Raw genomic sequence first — 18,727 nt, 5'->3', positions numbered from 1 at the left:
GGATCAGCCGAGGGCCGGGGCAGGCCGGGGCGCGGCCGCCTCCGTACCGGCGGGGTCGGTTCGGTGGGCCAGGAGCCGCTGGGCGAGGACGCCGAAGACGATTCCGAACACGGCCCACATCACGACCTGGACGCTCACCGACGCGACCCGGAACTCCCACAGCAGGGCCGCGGGGAACTCGGGCTTGACGGCGTCGGTGTTGTCCGGGAGGACGAGGAAGGCCAGGGCGGTGGCGACGACGAAGCCGGCGCCGGCCGTCAGGGTGGCGTTCCAGTTGCCCAGGCGCGGTACCAGACGCCGTCCCAGGATGATCGCGCCGACGCCGAGCAGGACGCTGAGCAGGATCATCAGGAAGAACAACGTCGTGCGCTGCCCGATGGTGTCGGGATTGCCGACGGCCGGCGGGGTGGCCGGGTACTTCAGGAACGGCACGAGGTAGACCGTGGCGAAGGCACCGGCGGCCGTGAGCGCCGCCGTGGCCCGGGGGCTGAACCCGCCGACGCGGCCGAGGGCGAAGGAGAACGCGAGGGAGGCGATGCCGCCCAGCGCCACCCCGTAGACCAGCACACCGGTCGCGAGACCGACGGTGGACTGGACGGGGCGGCTGACCAGTTCTTCCTCTTCCTCGGCGGCGGAGGCGGCGGCGCCGTGACCGGAGTGAGCGGCGTCGTGGCCGGCGTCCTGACCGACCGCGGGGGCGGCTTCCTTGGCGGCCGTGGCCTCCTCGACGGCGATGGAGCCCCGGACCGGGGGCTCACCGACCACGTAGGCGACGGCGAAGGCGAACAGACCGGCGATCAGGCCCGCGAGCATGCCGCGGACCAGGAGACCTCTGACAGTGGAGGCGTACACGGTGCGCGCGCCTCTCAGTGGCAGGGGAAGCCGAGCAGGTGACGGCCGTCGTGCACCCACTCGTGGACGGCCTCACCGGAGAACACGGCGGTGGCACCCTGCTCGGCGCCGACGAAGTACAGGGCCACGAGCATCAGGAGACCGACGAACAGCGCCCAGGGCAGGACCGCCTTCACCGGCAGCGGAGCCGACGGGGAGACGGCGGGGGTGGGTATGGCAGCGGGGGCGAGGGCCTCGGCCATGGTGGAACCTCCTCGGGGAACGACGCGTCCCATGTGGTGGTGCGGAACGACGGTCCGAGGGTCTGACTCGCCGCGGCCGCCACCCCTGGAGGTGTCGTCGCAGCACACAGTGGCGCGACCATGCCGGATTCACACCGGACTTCCGTCTCGCCGTCGTCGCTATGTGCAGATGTCGGCGTGACGCTACAGCCAGGCGGGCCGTGGCACCAAGCGGATGAGTCCTTGATCACAGGCCGGCGCCGCTGTGGCTTCCTCCGCACCGGGCCCGCGGCGTCACCGCCCGTCCGGCTGCGCGCGCTGCCCACCACCGAGCCGGTCCCGGTCCCTGGCCACGGGATAGGGGATGAACGTGGAGCTGTTCTCGTCGACGGCCAGGGTGCGACCGAGGGGCGGGACCGCGCGTTGCGGGCAGTCCAGGCGTTCGCAGAGCCGGCAGCCCATGCCGATCGGGGTGGCCGCGCCCGCGTTGTCCAGGTCGAGGCCGTCCGAGTACACGAGCCGGGGCGCGTGCCGGATCTCGCAGCCCAGGCCGATGGCGAAGGTCTTGCCGGGTTCGCCCCAGCCGCCCCGGTGCCGGGTGACGGCCCGGGCGGTCCACAAGTACCGCTGCCCGTCGGGCATGGCCGCGACCTGGACGTGGATCCGGCCGGGCGCGGCGAAGGCCTCGTACACGTTCCACAGCGGGCAGGTGCCGCCGGCCCGGGAGAAGTGGAATCCGGTCGCGGACTGCCGCTTGGACATGTTGCCGGCCCTGTCGACCCGGACGAAGGAGAACGGGACCCCGCGCAGTCGGGGGCGTTGCAGGGTGCTCAGGCGGTGGCAGACGGTCTCGTAGCCGAGGCCGAAGTGGTCGGTGAGCCGTTCGATGTCGTAGCGGAACTCCTCGGCGGCCGTGTGGAAGGCGCCGTACGGGAGGACCAGCGCGGCGGCGAAGTAGTTGGCGATGCCGATGCGGGCCAGGCCGTGGGCGGGGGAGCCGGGCGCGAAGTCCTCGGTGGCGAGGCGGTCCAGCTCGTCGCCGTACTCGACCAGGGCGAGCTGGGTGGCCATGCGGAACGCCTGCTGGCCGGGGCGGAGGCGGCTGGACACGTGCAGGACGCGGGTCGCGCCGTCGAAGTGGTGGAGGCGGTCGGAGTCGGCCGCCAGCCGGATCCCGTGGTGCTCGGTGAGGCGCTGCGAGAGCACCCGGATGACCTCCCCGGGGCGGATGCCGATCTCCTGGGCGAGGGCCTCGGCGGCGAGGTCGGTGTCGTGGAGGTAGTTCTGGCGGCGGTAGAAGAACTCGCGGATCTCCTCGTGCGGTGAACGCGGCGCGGCCGGGCCGCCGTCGCGGCCGTCGGCGGTGTCCGCGAGCCGTTCGGCCAGTACTTGCCCGCGTCGGCCCAGGTCCAGCAGGACGGAGGCCACCGCGGGCATCCGCGTGGCCAGTTCGGCCAGGTCGGAGGCGGTGACGCGGGCCGCGGCGATCTCGCCCGCCAGGGCCTCGCGCAGGTCGGCGACGAGGCGGCTGGTGTCGCGTTCCGAGAAGAAGCCGGGGTCCACGCCGAACGCCTCGGTCAGCCGCAGCAGGACGGGCACGGTGAGGGGCCGGGAGTCGTGCTCCATCTGGTTGAGGTAGCTGGGGGAGATGGCCAGGACGCGCGCCAGCTCCGCCTGGCTCATCCGGCGCTCCTCGCGCAACCGCCGCAGCCGCGCACCCGCGTACGTCTTGCTCACCCGGTCTCCTCCGGCCTCGTCCGGCCTAGTCCGGCCCCGTCCGGCCCTGTCCGGCCCTGTCCGGCTTCAGATTACGCATGATCCCGTCGCTGTGAACCCTTCGCAAACTTGGCAAACGCGCGGCGGAAGATTCGCAGAAGTTGGCAGACGTACCTCGTTGATGGCACTGCGTGCCGCTGTCAAAGTCTGTTGTGCGGCCCGCCGGGCCCTGACGGTCAGGCAGGCGTGCTGGGCCCGACCGGCTCCCTGACGGCGGGAATCCGGCCAGTCCGATCAGGCCGACCTGCGGCATTGCTCAGTTCCTCCCTGGAGGGCTCGGCGGCCCGCAACCTCAGATGAAGGCACACAGTGCCAACCTTCCACCGCGAGAGTCGGGAGGTTGGCAGACCACGCGAACCCATGGAGACGGTGACGGTCATGGCAGACACCAACACGACGGCGGCGGCCGAGCAGCTCAGGCAGCGGTGGGCCGACGACCCGCGATGGGCGGGCATCGAGCGCACCTACACGGCCGAGGACGTCGTCCGGCTCTCCGGCAGCGTCCGCGAGGAGCACACCCTCGCCCGCCGCGGCGCCGAGCGGCTGTGGCGGCAGCTCCACGACCTCGACTACGTCCACGCCCTGGGCGCGCTGACCGGCGGTCAGGCCGTGCAGCAGGTGCGGGCCGGCCTCCAGGCGATCTACCTGTCCGGCTGGCAGGTGGCCGCCGACGCCAACCAGGCCGGCCACACCTATCCCGACCAGTCCCTGTACCCGGTCAACTCCGTTCCCCAGGTGGTCCGCCGGATCAACAACGCGCTGCTGCGCGCCGACCAGATCGCCACCGCCGAAGGCGGCTCCGACACGACCGACTGGCTGGCCCCGATCGTCGCGGACGCCGAGGCGGGCTTCGGCGGTCCGCTGAACGCCTTCGAGCTGACGAAGGCGATGATCGCGGCGGGCGCGGCCGGCATCCACTACGAGGACCAGCTTGCCTCCGAGAAGAAGTGCGGCCACCTCGGCGGCAAGGTCCTCGTCCCCACCGCCCAGCACGTCCGCACCCTGAACGCGGCCCGCCTGGCCGCCGACATCGCGGACACCCCGACCCTGGTCATCGCCCGCACCGACGCCCTCGCCGCGAACCTGCTGACGAGCGACGTCGACGAGCGCGACGCGCGGTTCTGCACCGGCGAGCGGACCGCGGAGGGGTTCCACCGCGTCCGGAACGGCATGGCACCCGTCATCGCCCGGGGTCTCGCCTACGCCCCGTACGCCGACCTCATCTGGGTCGAGACCGGCACCCCGGACCTCGCCCAGGCCCGCGAGTTCGCCGAGGCGATCCACGCGCGGTACCCGGATCAGATGCTCGCCTACAACTGCTCGCCGTCCTTCAACTGGAAGGCGGCCCTGGACGACGACCGGATCGCCACGTTCCAGAAGGAGCTGGGCGCCATGGGCTACACGTTCCAGTTCATCACGCTGGCCGGCTTCCACTCCCTCAACCACGGCATGTTCGACCTGGCCCGCGGCTACGCCGAGCACGGCATGACCGCCTACGTCGACCTCCAGGAACGCGAGTTCGCGGCGCAGCAGCACGGATTCACCGCCGTCAAGCACCAGCGCGAGGTCGGCACCGGCTACTTCGACCTGGTCTCCACCGCCGTCAATCCCGCTTCCTCCACCACCGCTCTCACCGGCTCCACCGAGGAAGAGCAGTTCCACTAGGCCGTCTCGTCCGGATCTTGACTCACCCTCCCCCAGCCCCAGGGGGCTGGGAGGTGCCCCCTGCCGCCCGGCACCGCACCTCGCCTCCTTGGCGGGACACCCGAGTACGTCCAGTACAAGGGCGCCCCGCCAAGGCGCCGATGCACGGCACCGGACGACACGGGCTTGACCGGCAAGATCCGAAAGAGACGGCCTGGACGCCCCGCCCCACCCTCGGCAGGAGACCGCATGACCACCACCGTCACCACGCACCGGGTCCGGGTCCTCGCGGCACCCGGCGACCGCCACGACGAGATCCTCACGGCGGAGGCGCTCGACTTCATCGGCCGACTCGACGCGGCCTTCGCCGACCGCCGCCCGGACATCCTCAAGGAGCGGATCCGGCGCAAGGACCGCCTCGTCTCGGGATCACCGCTCGACTTCTCCATCGCCACGGCAGCCGTCCGTGCCGACCCCCACTGGCGCGTGGCCCCGCCCGCTCCGGGCCTGGAGGACCGCCGGGTGGAGATCACCGGCCCGCCGGACCGCCGCATGACGGTCAACGCGCTCAACTCCGGTGCCCGGGTGTGGATGGCCGACTTCGAGGACGCCACCGCACCCACCTGGAACAACGTCATCGGCGGCCAGCTCAACCTGCTCGACGCGATCGAGCGCCGCATCGACTTCACCACGCCCGAGGGCAAGGAGTACCGCCTTGGGGAGGACCTCGCGACCATCGTCGTCAGGCCCCGCGGCTGGCACCTGCTCGAAGAGCACCTGGAGATCGACGGACGCCCCGTCCCCGCGGCCCTGGTCGACTTCGGGCTGTACTTCTTCCATTGCGCGCAGCGCCAGATCGACGCGGGGCACGGCCCGTACTTCTACCTCCCCAAGCTGGAGAACGCCGGCGAGGCCCGCCTGTGGAACGACGTCTTCGTCCTCGCCCAGGAACTCCTCGGCATCCCGCGCGGCACCGTCCGCGCCACCGTCCTCATCGAGACCGTCACCGCGGCCTTCGAGATGGAGGAGATCCTCCACGCCCTGCGCGAGCACAGCGCCGGCCTCAACGCCGGCCGCTGGGACTACCTGTTCAGCATCGTCAAGACCTTCGGCCACCGCACCGACTTCCAGCTCCCCGACCGGGCGCAGGTCACCATGACCGCACCCTTCATGCGGGCCTACGCCGAACTCCTCGTCCGCACCTGCCACAAGCGCGGCGCGCACGCCATCGGCGGCATGGCCGCCCACGTGCCGGCCAAGGACCCCGACGCGAACACGGCGGCCCTGGCCAAGGTCCGCCTGGACAAGGAACGAGAGGCCGAGGACGGCTTCGACGGCTCCTGGGTCGCCCACCCGGCGCTCGTCCCCGTCTGCCGCGAGGTCTTCGACGCCGTCCTCGACGAACGGCCCCACCAGCTCGACCGGACCCGCGAGGACGTACACGTCCGCGCCGCCGACCTGCTCTCCGTGCGCCGCATCAGCGCCCCGCCCACGGCAGCGGGAGTACGGGCCAACGTGGCGGTCTCGCTCCGGTACTTCGAGGCCTGGCTGCGCGGCCACGGAGCGGTCGCCCTCCACGGCCTCATGGAGGACGCGGCCACCGCCGAGATCGCCCGCGCCCAGCTCTGGCAATGGCTGCGCCACCGGAGGATCGACCGGGACGACCTCCTCGCCGTGCTCGACGAGGAATGCGCCGCGCTCACCGCGGAGCGGCCCTACGCCCTCGTCCCGGAGGCCAGGGCCGTATTGGAGAGCACCGCCCTGGCGCGGGACCTGCCCGCCTTCTTCACCCCCGACGCCTACAGCCGTCACCTGGTCCGCCGAAGGGAGGAGCGGTCATGAGCGCCGGTATCCGCCGGGTCGGCATCGTGGGCGGCGGTCGGATGGGCGCCGGCATCGCCGAGGTCTGCGCCCGCGCCGGACTCGACACGGTCGTCTGCGAGGCGGACGACACGGCCGCGCGTGCGGCGCGCGAACGGGTCGCCGTCTCCTTGGAGCGTGCCGTCCAGCGGGGCGGGCTCGACCGGATCTCGGCCGAGGACGCCCTCGCCCGCCTCGTCTTCACCGGTGGCCTCGACGCCCTCGCCGACCGGCAGCTCGTCATCGAAGCGGTGACCGAGAACGCGGACGTCAAGATCGAGACCTTTGCGACGCTGGACAAGATCGTCGAAGACCGCGGGGCGATCCTCGCGACGAACACCTCGTCGCTGCCCGTCATGCGGCTGGGCATGGCCACCGGGCGCGCGGACCGGGTCGTGGGCCTGCACTTCTTCAACCCCGTGCCCGTCCTCCCGCTGGTCGAGGTGGTCGCCTCGCTGCACACCTCCGGCGAGACCGCGGAGACGGTGGAGGCCTTCGCCCGGGAGAGCCTCGGCAAGACGGTGATCCGGTCCCGGGACCGGGCCGGCTTCGTCGTCAACGCCCTTCTCGTCCCGTACCTGTTGTCGGCGATCCGCATGGTCGAGTCCGGCTTCGCCACCGCGACAGACGTCGACGCGGGCATGGAACTCGGCTGCGCCCATCCCATGGGCCCGCTCAAGCTCGCCGACCTCATCGGCCTCGACACCGTCGCCGCCATCGCGGAGTCCCTTTACGACGAGTTCAAGGAACCCCTCTACGCTCCGCCGCCGCTGCTGATGCGGATGGTGCAGGCCGGGCTGCTGGGCCGCAAGACGGGCCGAGGGTTCCACCCCTACGGCCGGGACCGATGACGACCGCAAGGCCCGCTTGCAGGCCCCGGTCCGCTTCACGCGCTCGCCCGAGCGCACGGACGCGGCCGGGGCCTGACGCCGGAGCCGTCTACGCCTCCGACAGACCGGGGACCGCGCGCGGCCGGCCCTCGGCGTCGATCGCGACGAAGGTCAGGCGGGCGGTGGCCACCTCGGTGGCGGGGGTGGTGGTGGCGTTCCAGCGTTCCGCGGTGACGCGTACGGCCACCGTCATCGAGGTCCGGCCTGCGCGTTCGAGCACGGCGTGGACGGTGAGGAGGTCCCCGGCGCGGGCGGGGGCGATGAACGTCATGCGGTCCACGGAGACCGTCACGGCCGGTCCGTCGGCATGGCGGCCCGCCGACGCCGCGGCCGCGTCGTCGATGAGCTTCATGACGACGCCGCCGTGAATGGTGCCGTACAGGTTGGTGTCGTGCTCGCTCATGATGTGGGCGAGGGTCACACGGGAGTCGGCCGGCGCCTTGTGGGCGCGGGAGCCTGGGGTGATGTCCGTGGTCACGGAACTCTCCTTCGCGAGTCGTGGCTCGACCCGGTGGTGTGCCCGGGGGCGCGAAGGAGCGGCGGGACCGGTGGGGGTGCCCGCTGCCGCCGGCCCGCCCACGAGGCCCTCGGGTCTCCGTACGCGCTCGTCGCGCACGGGCAGCGGCAGGTCTTCGGACTCGCGGGCACGCCTGCCGGTCTCCCGGCGGGCACCTACCGGCCGTCGCTTCCCGGGACCGGTTCCGGTCCCAGTGCGTATGACGGCGGTCGTTCCCGCTCACCGCTGCGGGGCAGTCCCGGATTCCCACCGGGTTCCCTCTTACGACGCGTCCCGCCTGGCGGACGGGGGCGAACCGGCTGCGTGGCCCACCCTAGGTCACGGCCGCGAGCATCCCCGCCGGGAGGCCCCGGCTCCGTCACGGGCGGGGCAAAGACGCTCCGGCCGCTCCTGACGTCGCGCGGCCCGGGTCGAGCGCGGTGTGCTCGCGCACCGCGATCCGCGCCAGTTTCGTGAGCATCATGCCGTTGCGGACCGCGACGACGTAGTCCACGGGGAGGCCGTGCATCCGCGTGCCGGGGCCCCGGAGGGGGTGCCAATCGAGGGTGAAGAGGGTGTGCTCGCCCCACGGGATCAACTGCATGGCGATGCGAGCCGCGCCGAAGGATCCCGCCTTCGCTTCCAGTTGCAGGCGGTGCAGCGGTTCACAGATGCGGACGACGCAGGTGTCGTCGAGGGTGAGGGGGCCGAGGCCGACGCGGACCTTCAGCCGTGCGCCGACGGCCGGCCACTGCGGGTCCACGGCGAGGACCTGCTGGGTTCCCGTCACCCACTCCCCGTAGCGGTGGCCGTCGGACAGCAGGTCCCAGACTTCCGACGGTGAGCTGAGGATCAGACGGCGGTTCCGGGCCATAACCACGCTCCTGGAGAAGGGGCGGCGCGGCCCCCGACCGCTCCGCGGCTCGCCGGGCGTCTCTCCGGCCGTCCCATGGGCTTGGCTTCCAGCGTCGTGCCGAGCGCGGCGCCTGCACAGCCCGAGGACTCCAGACGGGTGACGAGCGCCGACTGCCGCGCGCACGGCGAAGGCGGCCCGCACCCGGATCCTGACCGCCATCGCCACCGCCTGGGGAATCCGGCCGGACCGGCCCCGCCGCTCACCGGTGGTCGGGACGCGGAGCCGGTCGTCCGGCGCGGCGGGACCGGACCCGGGCCGACCGGCCGAGTACCGAGGCGATGAGCCCCAGCACCACGGCCGAGGCGCCACCCACCACCCCGTTGCCGGTGCCGGGACCGCCGTCGGCGACGGACGGGTTCACCACGCCGACGACCAGGCCGAACAGCCCCGGCGCCCGGCGTCGGGCTGCTCGGCATGCGCGAACGCGTCACCGCCCTCGGCGGCCTGCTCCGCGCCGAACCGCGCGACGGGGGCGGCTTCAGCGTCCAGGCCGAACTCCCCGTGGAGCAGACGTCGTGATCCGCGTCCTGCTGGTCGACGACCAGCCCCTCATCCGCAGCGGATTCCGCGCGCTCCTGGACCTGGAGGACGACATCGAGGTGGTGGCCGAGGCCGCCGACGGCAAGGAGGGCCTGGAGCTCGCCAAGCTCCACCTGCCCGACATCGCGCTCATCGACATCCAGATGCCGGTGGTCGACGGCATCGAAGCGACCCGGCGCATCGCCGCGGACCCGGCCCTCGCCGGGGTACACGTCGTCATCCTGACCAACTACGGTCTCGACGCGTACGTCTTCGACGCGCTGCGCGCCGGCGCGGCCGGATTCCTCGTCAAGGACATCGTCCCGGACGACTTCCTGCACTCCGTGCGCGTGGCCGCACGCGGCGACGCCCTGCTCGCCCCCTCGATCACCCGCAAGCTGATCGACAGGTACGTCTCCCAGCCGCTCCACACCGGCGCCGGGACGGAGTTGGCAGAGCTGACCGGCCGCGAACGCGAGGCCGTCGCGCTCGTGGCGCGGGGCCTGTCCAACGACCGGATCGCCGAGCGCATGGTGATCAGCCCGATGACCGCGAAGACCCACATCAACCGGGCCATGGCCAAACTCCACGCCCGTGACCGCGCCCAACTCGTGGTCCTCGCCTACGAATCCGGCCTCGTCACTCCCCGTACCCCGAAATAGGCTGGCGTTCCGGGGAGGGCGGAGGCACCTTCCCCGGAAGGATTGCGGGCGGACGCCGGCCTCGCGACCCGTCGCCCGGGGCCGCTCACCACCGGCATGGCGCGCAACGACGTCCGGGGCGCCCCGGACGGAGGGCGGGTGCGTGCGCCGGTCGGCGCGCGGCGGGTGCGGCCGCCGAGTCCCCGGCGGGCGCGAGCCGGGCGGCCCCCGCCGGGGCGGGGGCTGGTCGGCCGGCGCGGAAGGATCGCAAGGGCGGGCTGTCGCCGGGACGGGGGATGGCATCGGCCGCGGCCCGCAGGTCACACCACGGGCGAGAGCGCGGTCGCCCGCCTCGATCGCGGCGTCGGCCCGCGCGAAGGGCGGCCGCGTTGCGCCGACCTCCGGTCCGGCCCGGCGAACCCCCCTGCCCGCTCATGGCGACACCCCGCGCCGCCGCACTCGATTTTCGGGTCGACGGCCTTCACGCCGTACGGATCAGCGCACGGACGAGTCGCTCGACCTGCGCCTGGGCCCCCGGAGCCGCATCCGCGGAGCCGGTCATCAGGAGGTGGTGGAGGGTGCCCACGAGTGCGAGCGCCACCGACTCCACGTCCATCGGTGCCGCGACCCTCCCGAGGTCCTGCTCCGCCCGCAGGTAGCCGCTGACCGCCTCCTGGATCGCCGCGAACCCCGGCGCCCCCGCCTGCCAGGCCTCCCGGACGCGCCGGGCCGCCACCGGCCGGGTCACCGCCAGTCCCACCAGCCCCGGGTCCAGGGACAGCACCGCCGAAGCCACATCCGCGAGGTTCGCGGCCGGCGATCCGGTGCCGGCCCTGGAGGGCAGGTCCTCCGACAGCGCGGCGGCCGCCCCGAACCGGTGCAGGACCAATGCGGCGACGAACTCGTCCAGCCCGGCGAAGTGCGTGTGCAGCACCCCCTTGGCGCACTCGGCCTCCTCGGTGACGGCCCTGCTGGTCAGCGCCGCGGCCCCGTCCCGGGCCAGGACGCGCTCCGCCGCCGCGAACAACCGCTCCCGCAGGCCTTCGATGGCTACTCCGCGAGGTGACATCAACTTCCTCCTGAGGCAGGGGCATTGCAGGTATGGGCGCCTGCCCATACTGTTTGGGCGTGTGCCCATTCTAGGGCTCCCGCTCCCCGACCGGAGGTCATTCCGCATGCAGCAGACCGCCAACACCGCCCAGGCGCAGGCATGGAACGGCTACGAGGGCGCCCACTGGGCCGCCCACCACGACCGCTGGAACGCCGTCAACGCCGGCTTCGACGAGCCGCTCCTGGCGGCCGCGTCGATCGGTCCCGGGGAGCGCGTCCTCGACATCGGCTGCGGCGCGGGCGCGACCACGCGCCTGGCCGCCCGGGCCGCGGAGCAGGGCCACGCCATGGGCCTCGACCTCTCCGGCCCCATGCTCGATCAGGCCCGGACCGTCGCCGCCGCGGAAGGCATCGCCAACATCTCGTTCACGCACGGCGACGCGCAGGTCCACGACCTGCCCCGAGCCGCCTTCGACGTCGCCATGAGCCGCTTCGGTGTCATGTTCTTCTCCGACCCAGCCGCCGCGTTCGCCAACATCGCTGCCGCCCTGCGTCCGGGCGGGCGCATCGCCTTCCTGAGCGCGGCGGGACCCGAAGGGAACGAATGGCTGACCGCGCTCACCGGGCTCAAGGACATCCTGCCGATCGGCGGCTTCGGAGCCGCCGGTGGACCGGGCATGTTCTCCCTGGCCGACCCCGACGCCGCGACCGGCCTGCTGCGTGCGGCGGGTCTGCGCGAGGTGCGCGCCGCACACGTCCAGGCGCACGGGAACTGGGGTCGAACCGCCGCGGAGGCCGCGGACTTCCTCCTCGACACGGGACCCGGCCGGCACCTCCTGAACTCGGTCGATCCCGCCACTCAGGCGCTCGCGCGCCGCCGCCTGACCGAAAACCTCGGCGCCCACGAGTCCGACGGCGCGGTCCGACTCCGCAGCACCGGCTGGCTCCTGACCGCCGAGGTCGGCGCCTGACCTGCGAGAAGCGCGCGTCCTCGATCGACTCCCGGCCCGGAAACCCGTTGGCGGTGATGGAATCCGACTGCGCGATGCCGGTCAACGCGTGCGTGGTGCCCGGGAGTCGAGCCACTCGGTGCCACATGGGGCACCAGCTCGACACGGACTCGTTCGGCTGAACCGGCGACGGTCCGAAGCCCGCCCGGACCTGCGAGGACGCCCGGCGACCGATCGCCGGCGGCCGTACCACAACCACATCATCGTGTAACCGGGCGTCCGACGCCTCGTTAGGGATTGACGCTGGGTTGATCCAGCGTCAGAACCGTTCCCTTTCGAAAGCTCAACAAATGGATACAGAGAACCCGTCCACCCGCCCCGGCCGCTTAAGGGCCGCCGTCATGAAGACGGTTGTCGCCCCACGGACGATCCGCGCCAAACTCATCCGCATCCTCGTCGTCGCCGTCGCCCTGCTCCTCACCCTGCTCGGCCTCTCGGTCGCCCAGCAGGTGGGCGACTACCGCAATGCGACCAAGACCACGTCGAACGCCGAACTCGCCATCGGAGTACAGGACTTCGTCCACGAACTCCAAAAGGAACGCGGCCTCACCGTCGGACGCGTCGCAGGCGTCGACCGCTTCCGCACCATGCTCCCGGCACAGCGTGCCGCCACCGATGACGCTCGGTCCCAGCTGTCGCGCCGCCTCACCGCCCGTGAACGCGACGGCGATGGCGACAGCGCCTCCGCCGCGGCCGTGCGCAAGGCGCTGAAGCGACTCGACGGCCTGGCGGGCATCCGCGCCTCGGCCGATCGGGGCGACTTCGACGTCAACGGGACCGTCGACTACTTCACCGAGGTCATCACCTCCCTCAACCAGCTCGGACTCGGCGTCCACGAGGTCCGCGACGACGAGCTCCGCTCCGCCTTCAACGCGCTGCAGATCCTCAGCCTGGCCAAGGAGTACACCGGCGAGGAGCGGGCCATCGTCCTCGGATCGGTGCCCACGGGCCGATTCCGCGGCGATTCGTACGCACGCTTCCTGGCCGCCCGCGCCGCCCGTCTGGACGAACTGCTCCTCTACCCCGAGTGGGCCACCCCCGGGGAGAGGCAACGCCTCGACGAAGCGCTGCGCACGCCGCAGGCGCTCCGCTTCCTCGCGCTGGAGAAGACCGCCGCCGACAGCGTCGGCCAGCTGCCCGCGGACAAGATCACGGCCGCTGAATGGTGGGACACCTCGACCGCCACCATCGACGGCATGCGCACCGTGCAGAGCACGCTCGGCGCCGACATCCAGGCCCGCGCCGACCGCACGGAACGGGACGCCACCCGCGCCCTCGCACTCTTCGCGCTGCTCGCCCTCGGCTCGATCGCCCTCCTCGGCGCCCTCGCCGTCGGCTGCGCCCGCGCGGTGTCCAGGCCGCTCGCCGGCCTCACCCGCCAGGCACGCGACATCGCCGAGAACAGCCTGCCCGCCGCCGTGGCACGCGTACAGGCCACCGCCGGACGCGAGCCGGAGCCGCTCGCCCCGCTGGATCTGCCGCCGAACACCGGCACCGAGATCGCCCTGGTTGCCGAGGCCTTCGAACAGTTGCAGCAGGCCGCTTACGACCTGGCCACCGAACAGGCCGTGCTGCGCCGCAACGCGACGGAGTCCCTGGTCAACCTCGGCCGCCGCAACCAGAACCTCGTACGACGCCAGATCAGCTTCATCAACAAGCTGGAGCACGAGGACGCCGACCCGGCCACACTGGGCAACCTCTTCGAACTCGACCAGCTCGCCACCCGGATGCGCCGCAACGCGGAGAGTCTGCTCATCCTCGCCGGCGAGGCCAGCCCCCGCCCGTTCTCCACGCCGCTGTCGGTCACCGACGTCATCCGCGCCGCGCTGTCCGAGGTCGAGGAGTACCGGCGGGTGACGCTGCGCCGGGTGGACCCCGTACACATCAGCGGCAGCGTGGTGGCCGAGGTCGCCCACCTGCTCGCCGAACTCGTCGAGAACGCGCTCAACTACTCGCCGCCGGTCACCGACGTCGAGATCGAGGGCCGCCGCACCAGCGCCGGCTACCTGGTGGCCATCGTCGACCACGGCACGGGGATGGAACCCCGGGCGATCGCCGAAGCCAACGTCCGGCTCTCCGGCTCCGCCACCTTCATGGCCGAACCGACCCGCTTCCTCGGCCACTTCGTCGTCGGCGCGCTCGCCCGCAAGTGCGGCATCGAGGTCCGCCTCGGCGAGGCGCCCGCCGCCGGGACCGTGGCCCGCGTGCTCCTGCCCCACACCCTGCTGACGGATCCGGCGTCGGCGCCCGCCCCCCAGCCGGACCCGCAGGAGAAGCGGAAGCGGGAGACGGCCGCGACCGCGTCGGACGGGCCGGCCCGAGCCGTGTCCCTGCCCGCACCCCGCTCCGCCCCCGACCCCGCACCGGCCCCCGGCCCGCTCGTGGCCGACTCCACGGACGACACCCCGGCGAAACCGGCACCATCGGGATCCGCCGCCTCCCCGCTCCGGGAGGCCAAGGCCGCCGACCCGGACACCGACCCCACCGGCGGCCCGCGCGCCGCGTGCGCCGCGCGCACCCGCAACGGCCTCGTCAAGCGGCCCAAACGCAGCGCCATCCCGTCCGCCGTCAGCGAGACGGCACAGCCGCGCTGGCAGCAGGAGTCCGAGCCGACCCCGGACCGCACTCCCGACCAGGTGTCCGGGATGCTCTCGACGCTCCGCAGCGCGCACATGCGGGGGGCGATCAGCGTCGAGAAGGAGAAGCAGACGGCGCGGAAGCCGCAGCAGCGCCCCGGGAAGGGTGATGAGAAGTGACCGTCGACCTGCACGACGACACGCAGACCTTCAATTGGCTGCTGGCGAACTTCGTCCGCAAGACGGACGGGGTCCGTGACGCCGTGGCGGTCTCGTCCGACGGCCTCCTCATCGCCGTCTCGGACGGCCTGGGCCGCACGGACGCCGACCATCTCGCCGCCGTCGTCTCGGGCCTGTCGAGCCTCGCGCGCAGCGCGTCCCGGCGCTACGACTTCGAGGGGTTCAAGCTCATCATGATCGAGATGGGACGGGGCTTCCTGCTCGTCTCGGCGATCCGCGACGGCAGCTGCCTGGGAGTGCTCGCCGACAGCAGCGGTGAACTCGGCCTCGTCGGCTACGAGATGGCCGTCCTCGCCGAACGGACCGGCGACCTGCTCAACCCCGCACTCATCGCCGACCTGCGCCAGGGCCTGCCGCGATGAGCCAGGAAGCCGACGAAGACGAGCTGTTCGTCAGGCCGTTCATCATGACCGGCGGCAGGGTGCAGCCGCTGCACGACGGGCTGCGGCTGGAGACGCTCGTCGTCGCCGCGCCCGGCGCGCAGACCGGGACGCTGGAGTTCGAGCGCCGGCGGATCGTGGCGCTGTGCGCCGAACCGGCGACCGTGGCCGAGGTGGCCGCCCGGATCGGCGTACCGCTCGGCGTGGCGAAGGTGCTGATCGCCGACCTGGTGGTCGGTGGGCTGCTGGTCTGCCAACAAACCAAGGAGCTACCGCTCCATGTCCTGGAGAGGATCAGGGACCATGTTCGGTCGCTCTGACAAGCCTGTGCCCCTCGCCGTGAAGATCGTGGTCAGCGGCGGACTCGGCGTCGGGAAGACCACGTTCATCGGCGCGATCTCGGAGATCGAGCCGCTGGACACCGAAGCCGCGATCACCCAGGTGTCCGTGGGCGTCGACTCCCTCGTCGGGGTCGAGAACAAGACCACGACGACCGTCGCCCTCGACTTCGGACGGATCACCCTCGACCCGTCGCTCGTGCTGTACCTCTTCGGCACACCGGGGCAGGACCGCTTCTCGTTCCTGTGGGACGACCTCGTCGAGGGCGCCCTGGGCACGATCGTCATCGCCGACACCCGCCGTATCGAGGACTCCTTCCCCGCGCTCGACTTCTTCGAGGAGCGCGGCACCCCGTTCGTACTGGCGGTCAACCATTTCGACGGCGCACTCCACTTCGACCTGGACGAGGTGCGCGAGGCCCTCGATCTGGGCGACGAGGTGCCGGTGATCGCCCTGGACGCCCGGAACCGCGACTCGGTCCGGGACATCCTGGCCGCACTCATGGACCTCGTCGTGCAGCGGCGTACGGGGGGCACCGCGCGCCGATCGTGGGAGCTCGCCCGCTGAGCGACGACACCGTCGGCGCGGTGACGCCGGCCCGGGAAGCCTCCCGGGCCGGCGCCACCGCTCTCCCGCCAGGACCGAATCACGGGCCGACCCGTGGCCGTGGTTCACGCCGCGCGAGGCGGCACCGGCCCCCTCGGCGTACGTTCCGACTCGCCCGGATGGTCCCGGTCGCGAAGCATGGAGGGAGGGACGGCCGGCGGAATGCCTCGGGAGGAGGCGATACGGGCAGTGACCGGTGATGGCTTTGCGTTCTGCGGCGCTGAGCTTGCCGCTGTCTACGTGGTCGCCGACCAGGGCAGGGAGCTGCATCTGGCCGAGCTGACCGGCAACCGCGGTGTCCTCTACGGACTGCCCGCGGTCCTCGCCGTGGCCGGTCACTCGCCCGCCGCCACGGCCTTCCGCTCCGGCCGCCCGCTGTGGCTGGCCCCCGAGGAGCTCGCCACGTTCGTCGAGAGCGACCCCCACCACGTCCCCACCCGGGTCCGGGACGGTGGCCCAGGCTCGCCCGCCAGGACCTCGCTGGGCGCGCTGCCACTGGGACACGGCGACCAGGAGCTCGGGTGCCTGATCGTGGCGGGGGAGGTCAGGGGCGGCTTCGGCGCCGACGACCGCAGCCTTCTGGAGCTCTACGCCGATCAGGTCGCCGCCGGACTCCAATCCGTCGCCGCCCGCTCCGCCGGCCCCGCAGCCCCGCGGGTGCATCTGGGACAGTCCCTGGTGCCGGATCGAGGCGGTGCGTTCATCCTGGAACTGAGCACCGGCCGCATGGAGGCACACGCACACGTGCTGGAACTGCTCGGTCTGCCGCCCGAGCGGTTCGACGGGCAGGTGGAGACGCTGCTCGCCTGTGCCGTCCCCGACGACATGCCCGCGTTGATGGCGATCGTGGAGCCGGACCGGCTGGCCGCGGAGGGGCAGCAGCTGGCGTTCCGGATCCGCCGCCCGAACGGTGAGCTGCGCTGGCTCGGTCTGCGTTGCCGCGTGGAGGTGGACTCCGGGGGCGCGCCGCGGCGAGTCCTGGGTGTCGTGGCAGATGCCGCCTATCTGAGGCCCAGTGCCGACGAGGTCTCCCTCGTGCAGCGGCTGTCGGCCGCGCTGGCGGGAGTGGCGACCATCCGGGACGTCAGCCGGGTGGTGGCCGCCGCCCTGCGCGAGCCGCTCGGCGCCTCCCGGGTCGCGGTCGGTGAGCTGGAGCCGGAGCGGCTCATCGTCACCGCCCTCGACCCGCCGGAACCCGATGCCTGGCCTGAGGTCTGGCGCTCGGAATGGCGGTCCGTGTGGCCCGACGTCCCGCTCGGCGACTTGCCCACGCTGCAGAACGCGCTGCGTGAGGGGCACATGAGCCTGTGGCCGCCCGGCGCGACACTCGAACCCGGTTTGCTGGGCGTGGGGCCCGGAGGACTCGCGGTGCTGCCGCTGCCCGCCGAGGGCAGGATGACAGGGGCCTGTCTGGTGGGGTGGGACGCGGAGCACCGGTTCGGACCGGAGGAGCGGTCGCTGCTGACCGTGACCGGGGGATTGGTCGGGCAGGCGTTGGTACGCGCCCACGCTCTGGACGCGGGCCACGAACTCGCCAGCATGCTCCAGCGCAGTCTGCTGCCCCGCAAGCTTCCGGAGTTGCCGGGCGGGGTCGCGGTCGCCCGCTATCTCCCCGCGACGGCGGGACTCGAGGTCGGCGGCGACTGGTACGACGTGATTCCGCTCCGTGACGGTCACGTGGCGTTCGTCATCGGGGACGTACAGGGGCACAGCGCGGCGGCGGCCACCATCATGGGACAGATGCGTACGGCGGTCAGGGCCTACGCGGTGGAGGGCCACCCGGCCGACGTGGTGGTCGCGCGGGCCAACCGGCTCCTCATGGGAATGGAGACCGATCTGTTCGCCACCTGCGGGTACGTGGACCTGGACATGGAGGAGGGCATCGCCAAGGTCGTCCGCGCGGGCCATCCGCCGCCGATCCTGCGCCATCCCGACGGCGTCACCGAGGAGTTGGCGATCGAAGGCGGCCCTCCACTGGGAGTCCTCGCGGAAGCCGAGTTCCCCATGACCGAGGCGGGGTTGCTTCCCGGAACCCTGCTCGTTCTGCTGACGGACGGTCTGGTCGAGTCCGCCAGGCTACCTCTGGACAAGGGCATGCGGCGGGTGCGCGACGTGCTCGCCGCGGCCAACCCGATGGACGTCGGAGGCGTCGCCGACGAGTTGGTCGTCACCGTGGGCCGTCGCGATGACGACGTCGCGTTGCTGCTGCTGCGCTACGACGGCACACGGGACCGGCCGATGCGGAGCCACTGGACGGTGTGGCGGCTGCCCGACGCGGTCATGCACGCGCGCCGCTTCACCGCGCGCACCCTGCGGTCCTGGGGAGTGGCGGAGGAACTCGACGCGGCTCTGCTGGTCGTGTCCGAGTTGGTCACCAACGCCATCGCGCACACCCAGGGCGCGGTGGGAATGGACCTGACCCTGTCGGCGGACCGGCTGCGGATCGCCGTGAACGACGCGTCGCCGCGCAGCCCCGCCAAACCGATGGCGGTGAGCTGGGAGGCGACCGGCGGCCGAGGCCTGCTCATCGTCGAGGCGATGACGATGGCCTGGGGCTCGGTGCCGCTCAGCGGAGGCAAGCAGGTATGGGCCGAAATCCCCTGGCACGGAGCGAGCAGCTGACGCACCGGGCCCCACCTCAAGGGTGGGGCCCGGCGTCTCGCCGAACGGCGTCCTGGCCCCCCGACAGTGCCTGGCGTTTGAGGTCTGTG

The 18,727-nt window shown here is 72.4% G+C and carries 17 protein-coding genes, 1 pseudogene and 1 riboswitch; of the genes and pseudogenes, 11 read left to right on the top strand and 7 right to left on the bottom strand.

The features are described 5' to 3' along the window. Positions 1–3: 3 nt before the first annotated feature. The 3 genes from ACFYYJ_RS29095 to ACFYYJ_RS29085 form a co-directional block, all read right to left on the bottom strand. On the bottom strand, positions 4–852 hold the full coding sequence (locus tag ACFYYJ_RS29095) for a CbtA family protein (protein WP_389136820.1): 849 nt from the start codon (positions 850–852) through the stop codon (positions 4–6). Between the two features lie 14 nt (positions 853–866). After that, entirely contained in the window at positions 867–1,094 is a 228-nt protein-coding gene (locus ACFYYJ_RS29090) for a CbtB-domain containing protein (RefSeq protein WP_385132368.1), read from the bottom strand. 273 nt (positions 1,095–1,367) lie between these two features. Then, positions 1,368–2,810, bottom strand: a complete 1,443-nt coding sequence (locus tag ACFYYJ_RS29085) for a short-chain fatty acyl-CoA regulator family protein (RefSeq protein ID WP_389136816.1) — start codon at positions 2,808–2,810, stop codon at positions 1,368–1,370. 417 nt (positions 2,811–3,227) lie between these two features. On the opposite strand from ACFYYJ_RS29085, the gene aceA reads away from it, so the two are divergent. The 3 genes from aceA to ACFYYJ_RS29070 all read left to right on the top strand — a co-directional run bounded on the left by aceA (position 3,228) and on the right by ACFYYJ_RS29070 (position 7,204). Beyond that, positions 3,228–4,514 (top strand): isocitrate lyase, encoded by a 1,287-nt coding sequence (aceA, locus tag ACFYYJ_RS29080; RefSeq protein ID WP_389136813.1) that lies wholly within the window; start codon positions 3,228–3,230, stop codon positions 4,512–4,514. A 228-nt stretch (positions 4,515–4,742) separates the two neighbouring features. After that, positions 4,743–6,335 (top strand): malate synthase A, encoded by a 1,593-nt coding sequence (gene aceB / locus ACFYYJ_RS29075; protein WP_389136810.1) that lies wholly within the window; start codon positions 4,743–4,745, stop codon positions 6,333–6,335. Further along, entirely contained in the window at positions 6,332–7,204 is an 873-nt protein-coding gene (locus ACFYYJ_RS29070; protein WP_385365239.1) for a 3-hydroxybutyryl-CoA dehydrogenase, read from the top strand. The genes aceB and ACFYYJ_RS29070 overlap by 4 nt, the downstream gene beginning before the upstream one ends. Before the next feature lie 88 nt (positions 7,205–7,292). Here the strand turns inward: ACFYYJ_RS29070 and ACFYYJ_RS29065 are convergent, their stop codons facing one another. From ACFYYJ_RS29065 to ACFYYJ_RS29055, 3 genes are all read right to left on the bottom strand, one after another. Beyond that, complete coding sequence (locus ACFYYJ_RS29065; protein WP_389136807.1) at positions 7,293–7,721, bottom strand: acyl-CoA thioesterase; 429 nt, start codon at positions 7,719–7,721, stop codon at positions 7,293–7,295. A gap of 148 nt (positions 7,722–7,869) precedes the next feature. Continuing rightward, positions 7,870–8,024, bottom strand: a riboswitch (cobalamin riboswitch). 94 nt (positions 8,025–8,118) lie between these two features. Further along, positions 8,119–8,613 carry an SRPBCC family protein gene (locus ACFYYJ_RS29060; protein WP_385365236.1) on the bottom strand — a complete coding sequence of 165 codons (495 nt, stop codon included), beginning with the start codon at positions 8,611–8,613 and terminating at the stop codon, positions 8,119–8,121. A 241-nt stretch (positions 8,614–8,854) separates the two neighbouring features. Continuing rightward, on the bottom strand, positions 8,855–9,019 hold the full coding sequence (locus ACFYYJ_RS29055) for a DUF6223 family protein (protein WP_389136804.1): 165 nt from the start codon (positions 9,017–9,019) through the stop codon (positions 8,855–8,857). A gap of 17 nt (positions 9,020–9,036) precedes the next feature. On the opposite strand from ACFYYJ_RS29055, the pseudogene ACFYYJ_RS29050 reads away from it, so the two are divergent. Beyond that, positions 9,037–9,174: pseudogene (locus ACFYYJ_RS29050) on the top strand (sensor histidine kinase); the annotation flags it as partial. Further along, positions 9,171–9,836 carry a response regulator gene (locus tag ACFYYJ_RS29045; protein ID WP_389136802.1) on the top strand — a complete coding sequence of 222 codons (666 nt, stop codon included), beginning with the start codon at positions 9,171–9,173 and terminating at the stop codon, positions 9,834–9,836. The pseudogene ACFYYJ_RS29050 and the gene ACFYYJ_RS29045, both read left to right, overlap by 4 nt. Positions 9,837–10,296: 460 nt before the next feature. Here the strand turns inward: ACFYYJ_RS29045 and ACFYYJ_RS29040 are convergent, their stop codons facing one another. Then, entirely contained in the window at positions 10,297–10,884 is a 588-nt protein-coding gene (locus ACFYYJ_RS29040; protein WP_385365232.1) for a TetR family transcriptional regulator, read from the bottom strand. A gap of 106 nt (positions 10,885–10,990) precedes the next feature. On the opposite strand from ACFYYJ_RS29040, the gene ACFYYJ_RS29035 reads away from it, so the two are divergent. From ACFYYJ_RS29035 to ACFYYJ_RS29010, 6 genes are all read left to right on the top strand, one after another. Continuing rightward, positions 10,991–11,836, top strand: coding sequence for a class I SAM-dependent methyltransferase (locus ACFYYJ_RS29035; protein WP_389136800.1), 846 nt, complete (start codon positions 10,991–10,993; stop codon positions 11,834–11,836). Between the two features lie 329 nt (positions 11,837–12,165). After that, complete coding sequence (locus ACFYYJ_RS29030) at positions 12,166–14,631, top strand: nitrate- and nitrite sensing domain-containing protein (RefSeq protein WP_389136799.1); 2,466 nt, start codon at positions 12,166–12,168, stop codon at positions 14,629–14,631. Continuing rightward, complete coding sequence (locus ACFYYJ_RS29025) at positions 14,628–15,053, top strand: roadblock/LC7 domain-containing protein (RefSeq protein WP_389136797.1); 426 nt, start codon at positions 14,628–14,630, stop codon at positions 15,051–15,053. The genes ACFYYJ_RS29030 and ACFYYJ_RS29025 overlap by 4 nt, the downstream gene beginning before the upstream one ends. Then, the gene (locus ACFYYJ_RS29020) at positions 15,050–15,391 is read left to right on the top strand and encodes a DUF742 domain-containing protein (protein WP_389136795.1); all 342 of its coding nucleotides are present in this window, start codon (positions 15,050–15,052) and stop codon (positions 15,389–15,391) included. Before ACFYYJ_RS29025 ends, ACFYYJ_RS29020 begins: the two co-directional genes overlap by 4 nt. Beyond that, the gene (locus ACFYYJ_RS29015; protein WP_385132338.1) at positions 15,375–15,977 is read left to right on the top strand and encodes an ATP/GTP-binding protein; all 603 of its coding nucleotides are present in this window, start codon (positions 15,375–15,377) and stop codon (positions 15,975–15,977) included. The genes ACFYYJ_RS29020 and ACFYYJ_RS29015 overlap by 17 nt, the downstream gene beginning before the upstream one ends. 228 nt (positions 15,978–16,205) lie before the next feature. Then, on the top strand, positions 16,206–18,638 hold the full coding sequence (locus ACFYYJ_RS29010; protein WP_389136792.1) for a SpoIIE family protein phosphatase: 2,433 nt from the start codon (positions 16,206–16,208) through the stop codon (positions 18,636–18,638). Positions 18,639–18,727 lie beyond the last annotated feature (89 nt).

The sequence above is a fragment of the Streptomyces sp. NPDC002467 genome (assembly GCF_042889825.1).
In the GTDB taxonomy this organism is placed as follows: Bacteria; Actinomycetota; Actinomycetes; order Streptomycetales; family Streptomycetaceae; genus Streptomyces.
Note: the sequence above shows the minus strand (reverse complement) of the source record. Positions and strands in the feature narration are given on the sequence as shown.